At 74.0% G+C, this 16,183-nt stretch carries 15 protein-coding genes; 7 read left to right on the plus strand and 8 right to left on the minus strand.

Annotated elements, in window-relative coordinates; genetic code table 11:
- Positions 1 to 45: 45 nt before the first annotated feature.
- Together E0W78_RS06725 and E0W78_RS06730 are read left to right on the plus strand one after the other, a co-directional pair.
- Positions 46 to 975, plus strand: coding sequence for an ABC transporter ATP-binding protein (locus E0W78_RS06725; RefSeq protein ID WP_131403080.1), 930 nt, complete (start codon positions 46 to 48; stop codon positions 973 to 975).
- Positions 972 to 1,781 carry an ABC transporter permease subunit gene (locus E0W78_RS06730; protein ID WP_131403081.1) on the plus strand — a complete coding sequence of 270 codons (810 nt, stop codon included), beginning with the start codon at positions 972 to 974 and terminating at the stop codon, positions 1,779 to 1,781. The genes E0W78_RS06725 and E0W78_RS06730 overlap by 4 nt, the downstream gene beginning before the upstream one ends.
- 33 nt (positions 1,782 to 1,814) lie before the next feature.
- Here the strand turns inward: E0W78_RS06730 and E0W78_RS06735 are convergent, their stop codons facing one another.
- Complete coding sequence (locus E0W78_RS06735) at positions 1,815 to 2,378, minus strand: GNAT family N-acetyltransferase (RefSeq protein ID WP_131403082.1); 564 nt, start codon at positions 2,376 to 2,378, stop codon at positions 1,815 to 1,817.
- A 140-nt stretch (positions 2,379 to 2,518) separates the two neighbouring features.
- Between E0W78_RS06735 and E0W78_RS06740 the strand changes: the two genes are divergently transcribed.
- The gene (locus E0W78_RS06740; protein ID WP_165570428.1) at positions 2,519 to 3,403 is read left to right on the plus strand and encodes a PfkB family carbohydrate kinase; all 885 of its coding nucleotides are present in this window, start codon (positions 2,519 to 2,521) and stop codon (positions 3,401 to 3,403) included.
- Positions 3,404 to 3,442: 39 nt separating this feature from the next.
- Here the strand turns inward: E0W78_RS06740 and E0W78_RS06745 are convergent, their stop codons facing one another.
- From E0W78_RS06745 to eccCa, 7 genes are all read right to left on the minus strand, one after another.
- Positions 3,443 to 3,967: a hypothetical protein gene (locus tag E0W78_RS06745; protein ID WP_131403084.1), complete on the minus strand. Its 525-nt coding sequence runs from the start codon at positions 3,965 to 3,967 to the stop codon at positions 3,443 to 3,445.
- Between the two features lie 23 nt (positions 3,968 to 3,990).
- A complete protein-coding gene (locus E0W78_RS06750; protein WP_131403085.1) occupies positions 3,991 to 4,566 on the minus strand; it encodes a hypothetical protein in 576 nt (191 codons plus the stop codon).
- 2 nt (positions 4,567 to 4,568) lie between these two features.
- Positions 4,569 to 7,175, minus strand: a complete 2,607-nt coding sequence (locus tag E0W78_RS06755) for a hypothetical protein (protein ID WP_131403086.1) — start codon at positions 7,173 to 7,175, stop codon at positions 4,569 to 4,571.
- A 105-nt stretch (positions 7,176 to 7,280) separates the two neighbouring features.
- Positions 7,281 to 7,631 (minus strand): hypothetical protein, encoded by a 351-nt coding sequence (locus tag E0W78_RS06760; protein ID WP_131403087.1) that lies wholly within the window; start codon positions 7,629 to 7,631, stop codon positions 7,281 to 7,283.
- Between the two features lie 10 nt (positions 7,632 to 7,641).
- Positions 7,642 to 7,947, minus strand: a complete 306-nt coding sequence (locus E0W78_RS06765) for a hypothetical protein (RefSeq protein ID WP_131403088.1) — start codon at positions 7,945 to 7,947, stop codon at positions 7,642 to 7,644.
- A 26-nt stretch (positions 7,948 to 7,973) separates the two neighbouring features.
- Positions 7,974 to 8,333, minus strand: a complete 360-nt coding sequence (locus tag E0W78_RS06770; RefSeq protein WP_131403089.1) for a hypothetical protein — start codon at positions 8,331 to 8,333, stop codon at positions 7,974 to 7,976.
- A gap of 140 nt (positions 8,334 to 8,473) precedes the next feature.
- The gene (eccCa, locus tag E0W78_RS06775) at positions 8,474 to 12,436 is read right to left on the minus strand and encodes a type VII secretion protein EccCa (protein WP_131403090.1); all 3,963 of its coding nucleotides are present in this window, start codon (positions 12,434 to 12,436) and stop codon (positions 8,474 to 8,476) included.
- 113 nt (positions 12,437 to 12,549) lie between these two features.
- On the opposite strand from eccCa, the gene eccD reads away from it, so the two are divergent.
- The 4 genes from eccD (at position 12,550) to E0W78_RS06795 (ending at position 16,180) form a co-directional block, all read left to right on the plus strand.
- A complete protein-coding gene (gene eccD / locus E0W78_RS06780) occupies positions 12,550 to 13,887 on the plus strand; it encodes a type VII secretion integral membrane protein EccD (protein ID WP_131403091.1) in 1,338 nt (445 codons plus the stop codon).
- Entirely contained in the window at positions 13,887 to 15,098 is a 1,212-nt protein-coding gene (locus E0W78_RS06785; protein WP_131403092.1) for a hypothetical protein, read from the plus strand. The genes eccD and E0W78_RS06785 overlap by 1 nt, the downstream gene beginning before the upstream one ends.
- Positions 15,095 to 15,400: an ABC transporter permease gene (locus E0W78_RS06790; protein ID WP_131403093.1), complete on the plus strand. Its 306-nt coding sequence runs from the start codon at positions 15,095 to 15,097 to the stop codon at positions 15,398 to 15,400. The genes E0W78_RS06785 and E0W78_RS06790 overlap by 4 nt, the downstream gene beginning before the upstream one ends.
- A 120-nt stretch (positions 15,401 to 15,520) precedes the next feature.
- Positions 15,521 to 16,180 (plus strand): SAF domain-containing protein, encoded by a 660-nt coding sequence (locus E0W78_RS06795; RefSeq protein WP_131403094.1) that lies wholly within the window; start codon positions 15,521 to 15,523, stop codon positions 16,178 to 16,180.
- Positions 16,181 to 16,183: the final 3 nt, after the last annotated feature.

The following is a 16,183-nucleotide window of genomic DNA, read 5'->3' on the forward strand; positions in this document are numbered from 1 at the left end:
GAGCTCGAGATTGGTCGTGCACCCACCGACCACCCAGGAGCAGTCATGATCCAGGCCCGCGCCCTCACCAAGCGCTTCGGCGACAAGACCGCCGTGGACGGCCTCGACTTCACCGTCGAGCCCGGCCGCGTCACCGGCTTCCTCGGCCCGAACGGCGCCGGCAAGTCCACCACCATGCGGATGGTGCTGGGCCTGGACCGGCCGACGAGCGGCTCGGTCACGGTCAACGGCCGGGCCTACGCCGACTCCCCGGCGCCGCTGCGCCAGATCGGCGCCCTGCTGGACGCCCACGCCATCCACCCGGGCCGCTCGGCCCGCGACCACCTGCGCTGGATGGCCGCCAGCAACGGCATCCCCACCCACCGCGTCGGCGAGGTGCTCGACCTCGTCGGCCTCGACACCGTGGCCGGCCAGCGCGCCGGACGCTTCTCGCTCGGCATGGGCCAGCGGCTCGGCATCGCCGCCGCGCTGCTCGGCGACCCGCCGGTGGTCGTGCTGGACGAGCCGGTCAACGGCCTGGACCCCGAGGGCATCCGCTGGGTGCGCCACCTGGCCCGCCAGCTGGCCGACGAGGGCCGCACGGTGTTCGTCTCCAGCCACCTGATGTCGGAGATGGCGCTCATGGCGGACCACCTGCTGGTCATCGGCCGCGGCCGGATCCTCGCCGACACCAGCATGCAGCGCTTCCTCACCGACCACGCCACGTCGTTCGTGCGGGTCAAGGCGCCCGGCCTGCCGGCCGTCGCCACCCTGCTCGACCGCGCCGGCCTCGACCTCGAGCGGGTCGACGACGCCCTCCACGTGACGGGCCTGGACGCCGCCGGCGTCGGCGAGCTCGTCGGCCGCGAGGGCCACGTGCTGCACGAGCTGACCCTCGTCCAGTCCTCGCTCGAGGACGCCTTCATGCGGCTCACCGCCGACAGCGTCGAGTACCGCACCCACGCCCCCGCCGAGCTCGAAGGAGCCTCCGCATGACCACGCTCACCCGCCCCGCGGCCCCGGCCGACACGTCGGCCCGCGCCGGCTTCCCGCAGGCCGTCCGGGCCGAGTGGCTCAAGCTCTGGAGCGTCCGCTCGACCTGGTGGACCGTCGCCGCCACCATCGGCCTGGGCGGCTTCATGACGATCCTCATCTGCGCGCTCAACGCCGAGTGGCTGGCCAGCGCCGACGCCGACGAGGCGCCTGCGACGTTCCTGACCTGGGGACTCATGCTGGCCCAGATCTGCGCAGTCGTGCTGGGCGCGCTGGTCGTCACCGGCGAGTACTCGACCGGCATGGTGCGGACGTCGTTCGCCGCCGTGCCCTCGCGCGGACGCGTCATGGCCGCCAAGTCGGTGGTGCTGTCCGGCGTCCTGCTCGTGCTCGGCGTCGTGGTCGCGCTGATCGGCTACGCGGGCGGCAACTGGTTCTTCGAGCGGGAGGGCATCGGGGTGCCGCTCGAGGGCGACATGCTGCGCGCGGTGCTCGGCAGCGGGTTGTTCCTGGCCGGCATCGGCCTGTTCACGGTGGCGGTCGGGTTCATCCTGCGGCACACGGCCGGGACGATCTCGGCGGTGCTCGCGCTCATGCTCATCGTGGGCAACATGGTGTCGCTGCTGCCGGGCGCGACCGGCGAGTGGCTGACCAAGCTCATGCCCGGCAACGCCGGCTCCGGCATCGCCCAGGCGATCGCCTGGAACCCGGACCTGCTCAGCCCGTGGGCCGGCTTCGGCGTGTTCGTCCTCGAGACGTCCGCGCTGATGGCGCTGGCGTGGATGGTCGTGCGACGGCGCGACGCCTGACGTCGCACCGTGGGCTCGCGAGGGGCCGGACGCTCAGGCGTCCGGCCCCGTCGCGCGTCCGGGGCCGCGGTACAGCACGTGGCGCTGCAGCGGGTGCCCGTCGGGCAGGTGGGGGTGGTCGAAGTCGTCGGCCGGGTCGTGCGTGAGCCCGATCCGCTCCATGACCCGGCGGCTGCGCCCGTTGCCGACGGCGGTGAACGACACCACCTCGTCGAGCCCGAGCTCGTCCCGGCCGAACCGGACGGCCTCGCGCGCCGCCTCGCTGGCGTACCCATGGCCCCACCACGGACGCGCGAGCCGCCAGCCGACCTCGACGGCCGGGGTGAACGGGGCCTCGAAGCCGGGCACGGAGAGTCCCACGAAGCCGGCGAACGGCGTCACGTCCGGCGCCTCGAGCGCCCACAGGCCCCAGCCGCGCTCGTCCAGGCCCGTGGCGATGCGGTCGGCGAGCGCGTCGCTGGCCTCGCGGTCGAGCGGGGCGGGGAAGTGCTCCATGACGACCGGGTCGGCGTTGAGCGCCGCGAACGGCTCCCGGTCCTCGGGCCGCCACGGTCGCAGGCGTAGCCGAACGGTCTCCAGGGTGGTTGCCGGGCGCATGTGTCGAGCATCGCACGGGCACTTCCGAAAAAACGGTTTGCCGCGACCCGTCGCGGCACTAGGGTTCCGTGCATGCTTCCCCACCGCATCGCTGCGCCCTGCCCTGGCGCGGTCGTCCCTCCCGGCCCGGGAGGCCCCGCGTGAGCCACGTCCTGGTCATCGGGGACGTCCGCGACGACATCAGCGTCGTGCAGGAGACGCGGCTGCGGGCCGACGACGACACGACCTCCAGCATCCGCACACGTCCGGGCGGCTCGGCCGCCAACGTCGCGGCCTGGGTCGCGCACCTGGGCGTCGACGTCGCGTTCGTCGGCAAGGCCGGCGTCGACGGGGCGACCAAGCACGCCCGCTTCCTGGAGGCCCACGGCGTCCGGGCGCACGTCGCCACCGCGCGGGACGCGATCACCGGCACCGCCGTCATCTCGGTCGACCCGGCCACGCGCATCGACTACGAGGACCGCGGCGCCAACAGCCTCCTGACCCTCGAGGACGTGCCGGAGGAGGTCTGGGACGGCGTCATCCACGTGCACCTGACCGGCCAGTCGTTCTTCGACGAGCGCACCCGACCCGTCGCGCAGGCCGTGGTCCAGCGGGCCCGCGAGGCCGGCGTGACGACGAGCGTCGACCCCGGCTGCCTCGTGCTCCTGCGCCAGGTCGGCGCGGACGTCTTCCTGGACTGGGTCACCGGCGTCACGGTGCTCATGCCCGACCTCGACGAGGGCCGCGTGCTGGCCGGCAAGGACGACCCGCACGACGTGCTGGACGTGCTCGGTGCCCGCGTTGGACGCGTCATGCTCACCCTCGGCGCCGACGGCGCGCTGTACGGCGGACGCGGGCGAGAGACGGTCGCGGTTCCCGCCGCGACGTGCGACCCGATCGACGTCACCGGGGCCGGCGACGCCACCGTCGCGGGGTACCTCGCGGCCCGCGCCCACGGCGCGGAGGCCGAGGAGGCGCTGGTGCGCGCGATGGAGGCCGCGGCCGCCTGCATCACCCGTGGCGGCGCCCGCCCCCACCTGGCCTAGGACTCGCCCTCGGCCTCGTCGAAGCCGTCGGGGTCGAGCTCACGGCTCGAGGTCGTCGGTGGACACCTCGGCGACGGCGGCGGCCACCAGGGGACGCAGGCGAGCAGCCGCGTCCTCGCCCGTCGGCGTCGTGTCGGCCACGGTCAGCTGCGCGGTGACCTGGAGGCCGTCCCACACCCCCCAGGCCGTCGGTCCCTCGGCGGTCGCCGCGTCGCTGCTGGTGCAGACCAGACCGTCCGCCCCGGCGACGTCGAGCGGCAGCGGCCGCTCGCACTGCGACCGCGAGGCCTCGACGTCGGAGAGCACCTTGTCCTCGGACTCGACGGCCCGTACCTGCGTGATCGCCCCGTACCCGCCGTCGCCCAAGACCCGGCAGCCCAGGACGTTCGACGCCGCACCTCCGCCGTCGACCGACTCGTCCTCGCGACCGGTCGGCTCGGAGCCGAGGGCGTCGCTCGCCGCCTCGTCGCTGATCCACGCGCATCCGTCGAGCTCGGCCTGCTCGGGCTCCTCGGAGCCGGTGCATGCGGCAAGACCGAGCAGCATCGCGAAGGTCGTCGCCACGGCGCGAGCGGCCACGTGCGGGGTCAGGACCCTGCCTCGGCCTCGTCGAAGCCGGCGGGGTCGACGTTGTCCATCACGTCCGTCGCGACGGTGCGCAGGCGGGCGGCGTCGTCGGGCTCGGCGCCGCCGTCGCGCTCCAGGCCCAGGCGCATGGTGAGCTCGTCGTCGGACCACACCGCGTAGAGCTCGGACCCGGCGACGTCGAAGGCGGTGTCCTGGCAGACGCCACCGGTCGCGTCCTCGATCCCGAGCGGCTGGGGCGTCGCGCACCCCTGCGACCAGCTGGCCACGGACGCTGCGGGATCACCCGTGGGCGTGCGGGTCACCGTGACGGTCAGGGCGGTGCCGATCGGGGTCGCCCACCGGCAGCCAAGCAGGTCCGACGTCCCGTTGAGCGAGGTGCTCGCGTCGGTCGGGTCGTTCACCGTGTCGCCGAGGACCTCGGTGACGGTCGCGTCGTCCACGAACCCGCAGGCGGCAGGATCGGACTTCTGCTCCGGCTCGTCGGCCTCTCCGGTGCATGCCGCCAGCAGCAGCGCGGCCGTCAGGGCGGGGACGGCGACGGCTGCTCGGCGTCCTCGGTCCGGTCGTGATCGCACGATCAGTCCGAACCGAACTGCGGGAAGTTGGAGCGGTAGGCGTCGATCTGGGTCTGGCCGTACACCGACGAGCCGTGCTCGATGACCCACTGGTTGAACTGCGCCTGGACCTGCGGGTCGACCCCGCTGTCGGAGTCGCTCGCGTACAGCGCCGGGTCCACGCGGCGCGTGCCGTCGGGGTCGGTGATGACGGCGTCCTCGGGCAGACCACCGGGGCCGCCCACGCTGATCAGGTCGTTGCGCAGCAGGTGGTCGTACGTGCTGAACCGCAGCGAGTGCGCGAGCTCGCTGTCGGCGTCCTCGGCCCATGCGTCCGTCACGCTGTCGGGCTGGCTGCTCAGCTGGTCGCCCAGGTACGACAGGCCCTCGGAGGTGATCGTCCCGGCGATCGCGTTGGCCGGTGTGGGGATGAAGCTCGTCGCGGCGCCGAACGCCTTGCCCAGGGCCTCGCGTCCGGCCTGGTCGATGGCCTCGTCGGCCTTGCCGCCCTTGAAGCCCTGCTCCAGGATCGTCGCCATCGTGTTGCCGCCGAAGGACGACTCGCTGCCGAACACCTCCTGGAAGGACCGGGTGCCGCCGTGCCCGTCGGGGATGAGCGCGTTCTCCAGGTCCGCGACGGTGCGTGGCTTCGACCCGTCCGGCATGACGGCCGAGTCCATCGCCTGGCCGATCTGCTGGTCGTGGTGCGTGTACGCCGCCGCTGCGACGTACTGCAGGCCGGTCTTGTCGTCGCCCTCGCCGAGGCTGTTGAGGATGGCGTCCAGGTCGTCGCCCGAGAGCGCCATACCGGTGGGCTTCCCGTCGACCGCGTGGATGAACCCCAGGCCGGCCGGGTCGCCCTCGCCGTTGGTGTTGGCGGCGCGGTTCACGTCGGGGATGTAGGAGGCCATCATCTCGCCGACCGAGTCCCGCATGCCGGTCGGGATCTGCCAGCCGTCGGTGCCGTCGACGTTCCAGAAGCTCTCGTTCTCGCCGACCGACTGGCCGATCATGAAGGCCGACTGCCCGGCGAGCTCGGCGGCGGCCTGACCGGAGGGCCCATCGTTGCGCGAGTGCGTGGTCGCGCCGGCCAGGGCCTCGCCGAAGCCGTCGCCGTCGTCGGTCGGCCACTCGCGCTGCATCAGCAGGTAGTGCAGACGGTCGTTGACCTCGACGTCGTCGACGCCGTCCTTCGGGCTGTCGAACGTCGTGGTGCCGCCGTCGGAGAAGAACCGCTCGGCCGCGCCGGGAGTCTTCTCCATGCCGCCCAGCAGGTTGGCCAGGCCGTCGAAGCCCGACATGCCCACCGCGCTGCGGTCGTCGCCCTCGCCGCTGAGCTGCGGGTCGCGGATGTAGTACGCGTCGCCGAGCGCCTCGTTCGCCGGGCCCCACACGGGGTCGCCGTCGTGGCTGCGCTCCCACTCGTAGACCTTGCTCGTGAGGTCGCCGAGGAAGCGGTCGTCGAAGCTGGTCTGCTCGCCGCCGTGGCGGATGAGCAGGGTGAGCGCCGCCGCGTTCTCCGGGTTGCGCGTCGTGTCGGTGATCGCGCCGTACCAGCGGTCGACGAGGTCGGCCGGGGGCGCGTCGGCGCCGGTCTGCTTGGTGTAGTTCGCGAACGACTCGCCCAGCTCGTCGAGCAGGCCGTCGTACATCTCGTTGTCGGCGACGAAGTCCGGGTCGTTGGCGCTGCGCTGGGTGCCGCCGGCGCTGTAGATGCGGTCGCTCAGCGAGCGGACGGTGTCGGCGATCTGGTTCGGCGAGACCCGCGAGAACAGCTTGTTGTTGTAGGCCGCGCTCGTGTTGAGCAGGGCCAGCAGCGCGACGGTGTCGGCGTCGACGTCGCGGGCGTCGTCGCTGGTCAGGTCGTCGGCGGTGTAGTCGGCGAGCTTCTCGGCGGTCTCCGGCGGGATGTGGTCCACCAGGTCCGGCGGGGCGTCCTGGACGTGCTCGCGGATGTAGTCGGCCTGCTCGGCCGGCGACATGTCCTCGATCGTCTCCAGGAACTGGGCCTGCTCGGCCTGCAGCCGCTCCTCGTCGGTGAACTCGATGCCGGGGAACATGCGCTCGGCGGCGGCGATCGGGATCTGACCGGCCGCGAACAGCTTCCGGACGTTCTGGTCGGTCGGGCCGTCGCCGAGCATCTGCGCGACGTTGTCGGCCTGGGTGTCGAGCTCCTCGAGGGCCGCGGCGTAGTCGGTCTTGAGGTAGGCCTCGATGCCGGCGCCGACCTCGGCGCTGCTGCGCTGCTCGTCCTCGGGCAGCTGGGCGTTGGCCTGGCCCTGGTAGCGCATGGCCGACGCCAGGTCGGTGCGGTAGCGCTGGTTGAGCTCGGCGACCTTGGTGTCGAAGGCGTCGACCGCCTCGGCGAAGAGCTTGATGCAGCCGCAGGCGTACTCGCCGTTCGCGGCCAGGGCAGCGGCGGTCTGCCGCGCCACCTGGGGGTTGAGGCTCGTGCCGAGCGTGATGTCGCCCTCGGTGCTCCCGACGACGCCCTGCTCGTCGAGCGCCAGGTCGTCGGCGATGTCGGCGATGATCGCGACCTGCGTGCGGGGCGACTCGGCCGCCGCCTCGATCTGGTCGCCGGTGACGTCGTAGTACTCGAACGGACCCTCGACGCGCGTGACGCTCATCTGTCTTCCCCCGGGTGTCGTGCTGCGTGGACGGGGCCCTCGGCCCCGGCGGACGGCGAAGGGTGACGGCCCCGGAGGGCCGTCACCCGACGACGTCGTGCGTGCCTAGACGGCGGCGCGGTTGATGCGAGCGCCGACGCCCTGCGTCTGCGTGGCGGCGGTGCGCACGTCCTGCGCGGCGTCGTTGTCGCCGTCACGCGCGGTGACCGCGACGTGGGCGACGTTGGACCCGCCGTCCTGGACGAGCGTGGGCAGCTGCGTCGAGCCGTCGAGCAGGAACGAGTCGAAGTAGGTGGTCAGCGCCGAGCGGATGCGCGCGTGCGTGACCGTGCCCTCGAGCTCGCCGAACCCGGACTTGATGCCCGAGCAGGCCGTGTTCGCCGCACCCCCGCGGCCCGCCATGCGGGTGCCGGTGGAGTGCAGGCCCTCGACGTCGACGCCGACCGTGTCGCCCATGGCCGCTACCTCAGGACAGGGTGTTCATCGACCGGTTGGCCGCACCGCGGACGTTGGTGATGAACTCGTCGGTGTTCTCGGAGGTGCGCCCGGTCAGGTTGGTGAGGTTGGTGTTGATGTCCTCGCCGTGACGGCTGGTGGCCGCGCGGGTGCCGGCGGCGACGTCGGAGCCGACGCCACCCTCCATCTGGTTGATCAGGTGCGCCTGCTGGCGGTCGACCTCGTCGCCGGCGCTCTGCAGGCCGGCCATGTTGGTACGGGTGTCGTCCACGTGCTGCTGGACGGCGCCACGGTCGACGCGGATCTGGTCGCTCATGTGATGTCCCCTTCAGTGTGTGGGCGTCAGGCCCGGTTGATCTTGCTGACGAGGTCGGTCGCGCCGGTCTCGACGTTGGTGGCCACGGACTTCTGGTCCTGGGCGCCGGTGTCCTCGTGCTGGGCGGTGCGGCGCACGAAGTCAGCGCCACCGGAGGCGTTGTTCGTGTGCATGAGCGCCCCGGCCGACAGGCTGTTGGCGGCGGCCGTGGAGCCGTTGCCTGCCTGCGTGGCGAACGCGCCCTTGTTCTGGCCGAGCAGGTCGCCGGTGGCGTTGTGCTGGCGAGCGGACAGACCCTGGGCGGCCTCGCCCTGGGTCGCGATGTTCTTGTTGGCCTGGGCTGCGCCTTCGTAGCCCTCGGTCAGAGACACGCGGTCTGCGGTCATCGGTCCATACCCCCTGAGTCGGAACGCTGAGTGCCCAGGATAGGCACAGGACGTGGGATGCGACACCCCGAGTGGCGCACGCCCGGGCGCGTCGTGCCCGCCCCCGCGGGCGCCGAAACGGTGTGGCCGAACCTGCTCGGTCAGTCGTCCTCGTCGTCCACGCGGGCTGTCTGGACGAGCGAGGCCGAGCCGTCGCGGGTGACGTACATGGCGCGTCCGCGGGGGAGCCGCTGCGACGGCAGGCCGCCGACGAGGCGGCCCTCCATGCGGTCGCCGGAGAACATGAAGCCCGGTGCGCTCAGGTCGATGAGGCGCTGGATGAGCGGCTCGAAGACCGCCCGCGACATGCCGCCGGTGCGGCGTGCGACGACCAGGTGGAAGCCGAGGTCGCGGGCCTGGGCGAGCAGGTCGACGAACACGTTGAGCGGGTTGCCCTGGGAGGTGGAGACCAGGTCGTAGTCGTCGACCAGGACGAAGACCTCCAGGCCCTGCCACCACGAGCGGTTGCGCAGCTGCTCGGACGTGACGTCGGGGCCGGGGACGCGCTGGCGGATCGCGGTGGCGATCTCGTTCGTCAGCCCCGTGGCCTGGTCGTGGCCGGTCGCGTACCCGAGCAGGTACTCCTCCGGCACGACGTCCAGCAGCGAGCGGCGGTAGTCCAGCACCGCGATGCCGACCTCGTCGGGCGTGCGGGTGCCGATGATGTTCTTGACCAGCAGCTTGAGCAGGTTCGACTTGCCGGTCTCGCCGTCGCCGTAGACCTGCAGGTGCGGGTCCGCGCCCCACAGGTTGATCTCGGCCGGGCCGAGGTTGAGCTCGGACAGGCCGACGAGCATGCCGGTGTCGCCGGCCTCGAGCGCCGGCATGTCGCTCCAGCGGACCAGGCGGGGCAGCACCTCGACCTTGGTGACGCCCTCGGCGCCCCAGCGCTCGACGACCGCGTCGATGAGGGACGCCTGCAGCGCGCTCTCGTCGAGCTCGGCGTCCGGGTCGGCGGGCACCTCGGTGGAGGGCAGCGCGGCCTGGAACAGCAGGGCGTTGCCGCGGGTGCCGGTGACGCCGCGGCCGGGCACGTCCTTGGGGATCTGCTCCATGACCTTGCGGTCGAACTGGGAGTCGTAGGCGTCGTTCATGCGCAGCTCGACGTGCCCGCCCATGGACGCCTGCATGCGCATGCGCACCTGCATCGTCTGGGTCACCGACACGACGACGTGCACGCCGAAGCTGGTGCCGCGGGCGGCGATGTCGGCGACGGCGTAGTCGAGGTCGTCGTACTCGTCGCGGAAGCTGCCCCACCCGTCGACCACGAGGAAGACGTCGACCGGTCCGCTGTCGGGCAGCTCGCCGGCCGCGCGGGCCCGGCGGAACGCGGCCATGGAGTCCAGGCCGTGCTCGCGCATGAGCGTCTCGCGGCGGTCGAGCAGGGTGCGGACGTCGTTGATCGTGCGCCGGATGCGCTCGGGGTCGACGCGGGTCGTCACGGTGGCCACGTGCGGCAGGCGGGCGAGCGCGCCGAGCGAGCCGCCGCCGAAGTCGATGCAGTAGAACGCCACCTGCTGGGGGGACGCGGTCGCGGCCATCGACAGCAGCATCGTGCGCAGCAGCGTCGACTTGCCGGTCTGCGGTGCACCCGCGACGACCAGGTTCGCGCCGGCGCCGGTGAAGTCCCAGCGCATCGGCTGCTGGTCCTGGTGCGAGGGGTCGTCGACCAGGCCGAGGGTGGCCACGCAGGTCGTGGCGTCGGTGGTGGAGGCGAGGTCGGCGACGGTGCCGAGCGCGAGCCGGGACGGCAGCGGCGGCAGCCACACCGGACGGGCCGGGGCCGCGCCGGTGGACGTCAGCTGCTCGGCGAGGACGTCCAGGACGCTGCGCGTGGCCTGGGCCGCCGCCTGCTCGTCGGCCAGGCGCTGCCCCGCCGCGAGCTGCTCGGCGAGCCAGGCGCCGAGGCCGTTGGTCGACAGGTAGGGGACGACCGGGACGGCGGTGCGCGGCCCGTCGGCCGGCGGCACGTAGGGGGAGGAGACGAGCGCGGCCTTGAAGCGCTCGAAGACCGTGGTGTCGACCTTGAGGTAGCCCGAACCGGGCTCCGGCGGGAGGTGGTAGGCGTCGGGGACGCCGATCGCGTCGCGGCTCTCGCCCTCGGAGAAGGTGCGCAGGCTGATCCGGTACGACAGGTGCGACTCCAGGCCGCGGATCTTGCCCATCTCGAGCTTCTGCGTGGCCAGCAGCAGGTGCACGCCGATGGAGCGGCCGATTCGTCCGATCGCGACGAACAGCTCGGCGAAGTCGGGCTTGGCGGTGAGCAGCTCGGAGAACTCGTCGACGATGACGAGCAGGTGGGGCAGCGGCTCCAGCGGCTCCCCGGCGTCGATGCGGTCCTGGTACGCGGTGACGTTGGGCAGGTTGCCCGCCTGCTTGAGGATCTCCTGACGGCGCTGCATCTCGCCGTACAGCGCGTCGCGCATGCGGTCGACCAGGGTCAGGTCGTCCTGCAGGTTGGTGATCATGCCGGCCAGGTGGGGGATGCCCTCGAGCGGCGCGAACGTGGCGCCGCCCTTGAAGTCGACGAGCATGAGCGCCAACCGGTCCGGGCCGTGGCCCAGCACGAGCGAGCTGACCAGCGTCCGCAGCATCTCGGACTTGCCCGAGCCCGTGGCGCCGACCACCAGGCCGTGCGGCCCCATGCCGCCGTGGGCGGACTCCTTGAGGTCGATCATCACCGCCTGGCCGTTGGCGCCGACGCCGACCGGGACGCGCAGCAGGTCGCGCAGCGGGCGGGCGCGCCAGCCGCGGCCGAGGTCCAGCCGGCCCGGGTCGTCCACGCCGAGGATCGCCGGCAGGCCGACGGTGTCGGTGAGGCCCGAGTCGTCCGAGAGGTCCTCGACGGTGAGCCGCAGCGGGGCCATGGAGCGGGCGACGGCGGCCGCCGCCCCGTCGGGGAGGAGGTCGATGGTGAACGGCCGGTCCCACGACGCGAGCGTCGCCGAGCCGTCGGCGGCGATCTCGAGCCGGTCGTCGACGGACTCCGGCTCCTGGCGGGCGTGGTCGTGCAGCGTGACGACGTGGACGCCGAGCGCCGCCAGCGGGACGGACGGGTCGGGCGAGGTCAGGTGCGACCCGTCGGGGAGGCCCTCGCCGTCGACGACCACGACGAGCCGGGTCGGCGGCTGCGACCCGCGCGCTCGCTGGTGCCGGTCCAGCCGCGACTCGAGCTCGGGGGCGAGCAGGTCGGCCATCTCCGCCGCGGACGACGTGACCCGGCGGACCGGCAGGTCGCCGTCGAGCTCGCGGGCATCGAGCAGGTGGGGCAGCCACTTGAGCCAGTCCCAGGCCGGCGCCGCGGCGTCGGAGCGGACGAGCGCCAGGGCGACGTCGTGCGGTCCGTGCAGCGCCGCGAGCTGGACGACGAGGTGCTGGGCCACGGCGCGGCGGGCGCCGGGGGCGCCGAGGACGCTCAGCCGGCCCAGGCGTCCGAGGTCGGTGGTCACCGGCTGGTCGCGCAGCGTCGCGTAGCGGGTCTCGAGCTCCTGGGCCGCGTGCAGGCAGACCGGGTCGAACTGGTGCAGCGGGCCGGTGTCGGCGTCCAGGCGGAGCCCGGCCGCGAGCGGCACCTCGCCGGTGCCGAGCCGCACGTGCAGGAAGTCGGGGTGCCCGGGCCGTCGTTCCCAGCGGCGGGCGTCGTCACGCGCGACGGCGAGCAGCTCGTCGGCCCGCGGGAAGCGCCAGGCCTGCTCGGCCCGCTGCTCGGCGATCTGGTCGCGCACGGCCAGGCGCATCGCCTCGACGTAGTCCAGGTAGCGCTCGCGGCTCTCGCGCACCTGGCGCCGGGCACCGGAGCGCTGGGCGAAGACGACGAGCGCGCCGACGGCGATCGAGCCGATGAGGGCGAGGAAGGCGGCGACCGCGACGATCGGGCGGTCGCGCTGGGTGACGGCCATGGTCACGGAGCCGGCGCCGCCCATGAGCGGCATGACCAGCATGCCGGCCGAGGCGAGCGGGGTGGGCGTGCTGCCGACGCTGGGCGGCTCGGCGATCGAGAGGGCAGTCTCGCGCCGCGCGGGCGGGTCGATGCGGGCCGGGCGTCTCACCAGCGTCGTCGTCATCGGACCCCCGTCCAGGCGGCGGCGCTCGTTCTGCGCTCGCGATCGCGCTAACGATATGCTCACCGGCGCCACCGGGCACCCGGGCGCCGGGCGTGCGGGGCGGAGGGGGACAGATGCTCACGGCCTACAGCAGGGTCACCGTCGTCACGACCGACCGGACGGTCGACCTGGCCCTGCCCAGCGCGCTGCCGCTGGCCGACCTGCTGCCCCAGCTGCTGCGCTACGCGGCCCCCGAGTCCGACGCGCACGCACCGGCGTCCTGGACGCTCTCGCGCGTCGGTGCCGCGTCCCTGGGCCTGACCCAGACGCTGGCCGACGCGGGCGTCGTCGACGGCGACGTGCTCGAGCTGCGGTCCGCGACCGACACCAGCACGCCGGCGCTCGTCGAGGACGTCCGCGACGCGGTCGAGGACACCGTCGACGCCGCCGGCGGCACCTGGGACACCCGCGACACCGGCTCGTTCGTCGCGCTCTCCGGCGCCGCGGTGCTGCTGCTCGGGGCGCTGGTCCAGTGGCTGCTCGGATGGATGGCCGACGGGTCCGACGCGGTCGTCGGTGCCGCGGCGGCCGTCGTCGCCCTGCTGGCCGCGACCGCCTGGACCGGGCGTCTCGGACGTGACCGCGACGCCCGCCTGGTCGCCGTCGTGGGGCTCGTGTGGGCGGTCCTGCTCGGCGACGCGGTCGCGCGGGCGCTGGAGCTCGGACCCTGGAGCTCGCTCGCGGCCGTGGCCGTCACGGTCGCGGTCGTGGCCGCGCTCGCGCGCACGGTGAGCGACGCGGTCACCGCCCACGTGTCGGCGACGCTCGTGCTCGCCGTGGCGCTGCTCGTGCTCGCGGCCACGGGGCTGAGCGACGTCGACACGCAGCAGGCCGTGCGCGTCCTGCCCGTCGTCGCCCTGCTCGCCGTCGGCGTCCTGCCGCGCGTGTCGCTGTCGGTCGGCGGCCTCGCCGGCGCCGACTACCGCGTGCGGCACGCGGGCCGGGTCAGCGACGCCGACCTGCGCCGCCGGTTCCGCGTCAGCAACGACCTGCTCGTCGGCGGGCTCGTCGGCATCGCCCTCGTGGTCGTCGTCGGCGGCCTCCTGCTCGACACCGACGGCGACGACTGGGACCGGACGCTGGCGCTGCTGCTGGCGCTCACCGCGGCCCTGAGGTCCCGGGTCTTCTCGCGCGTGCAGCACATGCTGCCGCTGCGGCTCGCCGCGGTCCTCGTGCTGACGGCCGTCCTGGCCCAGGCGATGGACGGTGCCGACCTGGTGACCTGGCTGGTGCCGGCGGTCAGCCTGGCGCTGCTCGCCGGGCTCGGCCTGGCCTCGATCCGGTTGTCCGAGATCCAGCGGGCCCGGGTGAAGCGGACGCTGAACCTGGTCGAGCTCGTGACCGTGGTGGTGCTGATCGTGGTGCTGGCCGGCGCCATGGGGGTCTACGACGCACTCGGGGGGTTGTTCTGATGGCGGACGACGACGAGCAGACCGAGGCGGCCGAGCGCGCCGCCGGCCGGCGCCGGCGGGCCGAGGGCTCGGCGAGCGACCTGGCCCGCATGGGCATCGACCCGCGCAGCCTGGGCCTCGGCCCGTCCGTCCCGACGGCTCCGCCCACCGCCACCCCCGCGGACGCCGGACGTCCCGAGGACGAGGCGGACGGTGGCTCGGTCGTCCCGCTGCGCCCGGAGTTCGCCCGTCGTCCCGCCTCCTTCGACGGTCCCGGCGCCGTCGACGGGCCGGCGCGGCCCACGTTCGCGCGGGCGCCCGAGCCGGGTCCGGCCTCCGTCGCCCCGCCGTCAGCCCGGGTCGCCGGCGACGTCGAGCGGCTCCTGGCCGGCGCGGCGGCCCGGCTGCCCGCTCCGCGGTCGTCGGCCCGCCTCGTGAAGGGCGTCGCGAGGGGACTGGCCACGCCCGACGCCGCGGCCACCGTGCAGCAGGACCGTGAGCTCGTCGAGGCCGCACGCCGCCGGCAGACCGACCGCCGCGTCGTGGCCTTCGTCGCCGGCAAGGGCGGCGCGGGCGCCACGACGGTCGCGCTCGGCGTCGGCGCGACGCTGGCCGCGCTGCGCGAGGACCGCAGCGTGGTGGTCGACGTCCAGCGTGGATCCGCCTCGCTCGGCCGGCTGGCCGGTGTCGGCGACCCGCGCTCGGTCTCGTCCCTGCTGGGCACGGCCGAGGCGGTCGAGCCGCCGGTCACCGCGTCCGGGCTCGGCGTCGTCGACGGCGCCGGCTGGGACTCCGAGCTGCGCCGGGGCGACGTCGCCGGGGTGCTCGACCGGCTCGGTGCCGGCCACACCTTCCACCTGCTCGACGTCGGCGACGAGGCCGGCGAGGGCGGTCACGCCGCGCTCGCCCGGGCCGACCAGGTCGTCGCGGTCACGGTGACCGGACGCGTCGGGCTCGCCGCGCTCGAGGTCGTCGTCGACCGGGCCCGCGCCGTGAACCCGGCCGCGGCCGACGCGCTCGTCCACGTCGTCGTCTGCACGACCGACGAGGCCTACGGACGGGTCCACCGCGAGCTCGCCGAGCACGGCAGCCCGGCCTCCCGCGTGGTGGTCGTGCCCCCGGACCCGTACCTGGCGTCGGGGGAGCCGTTCGACCCCGCCACGGTCACGTCGGCCACCCGCGAGGCGATGCTGGCCGTCGCCGCCGCGGTGGCCCTGGGCGGACGGCGATGAGCGACGAGCGCCCGGTCGCACCGCCGACGCCGCCCGCCCTCGCCGGCACGCCGAACGCCGAGCGGTACGTCCTGGAAGCGGACGCCATGCGCCGTCGCCAGCTGCGCTCGGCCCTGCTGCACGGCTCGCGCCGCACCTGGCGCGAGCACCCGCGCACCTGGCCGGCCGTGGTGATCGGCATCGTCGCGGCCGCCGTGGTCGTCGCCGCCCTCGCCGTCGCGCAGGCGCTCGACAAGACGGTCGAGAACCAGGAGAAGCAGCAGCGCTCGCAGGCCGTGGTCGAGCTCGTCCGGCCGGCCTGAGACTCGGCGCGCGGCCCCGGAGCCGCTTGTGTACGTTGTGCCCCGTGATCTCGCGGGGGCGGGTCGACACCCCTCCTCCGCTCGGTCCGCCGCACCCCGACGCGTCGAGAGGCCCCCTGCATGGCTCCGTCGAGCACGACCCAGTCCGCACCGTCCCGTCTGCCCTCCACCCGTGAGCGGCGTCCGGCCCTGATCGCGCTGGCGATCGTGCTGATCGTCGGCGGCGCCCTCGCGTCCGGCTGGCTGGCCCTGCAGTCCGGCGACCGCGCCTACTTCCTGCAGGTGAAGGACGACGTCGCGCAGGGCGAGGAGGTCACCTCCGACAAGCTGCAGCGCGTGAGCCTGCCCGAGGGCTTCGAGGGTGGCGTCCCGGTCGGCGACGAGGACTCGGTCGTGGGCAGCCCCGCCACCACCCGGCTGCTGGCCGGCACGGTGCTGACGCCCGGCATGGTGTCCAAGGACGCCGGCATCGCCGAGGACTCGACGCAGGTCTCGGTGCCGGTCAACCCGGGAGCCCTGAACCTGCGGTCCGGCGACCAGGTCGCGCTCGACATCGGCGCCACCGACGGCAACCGCACCTCCGTGCTGGCCGAGGTCGTCTCCGAGCCCGAGACGTCCGGCGACGGCGGCTTCGGGTCGTCCAGCAGCACCCAGATGATCGTCGCGGTGCACCTGTCGTGCCTGTCCCAGGTGTCCCAGGGCGTCGAGGACTCCAGCATCGTCGTCGCCCGCGTCGGCGCGGTCGACGAGTCGCTCGTCCGCCGTACCTGCGGGGGCTGACCC

Origin of the sequence: Aeromicrobium sp. IC_218 (genome assembly GCF_004336805.1) — a bacterium.
Taxonomy (GTDB): Bacteria; Actinomycetota; Actinomycetes; order Propionibacteriales; family Nocardioidaceae; genus Aeromicrobium.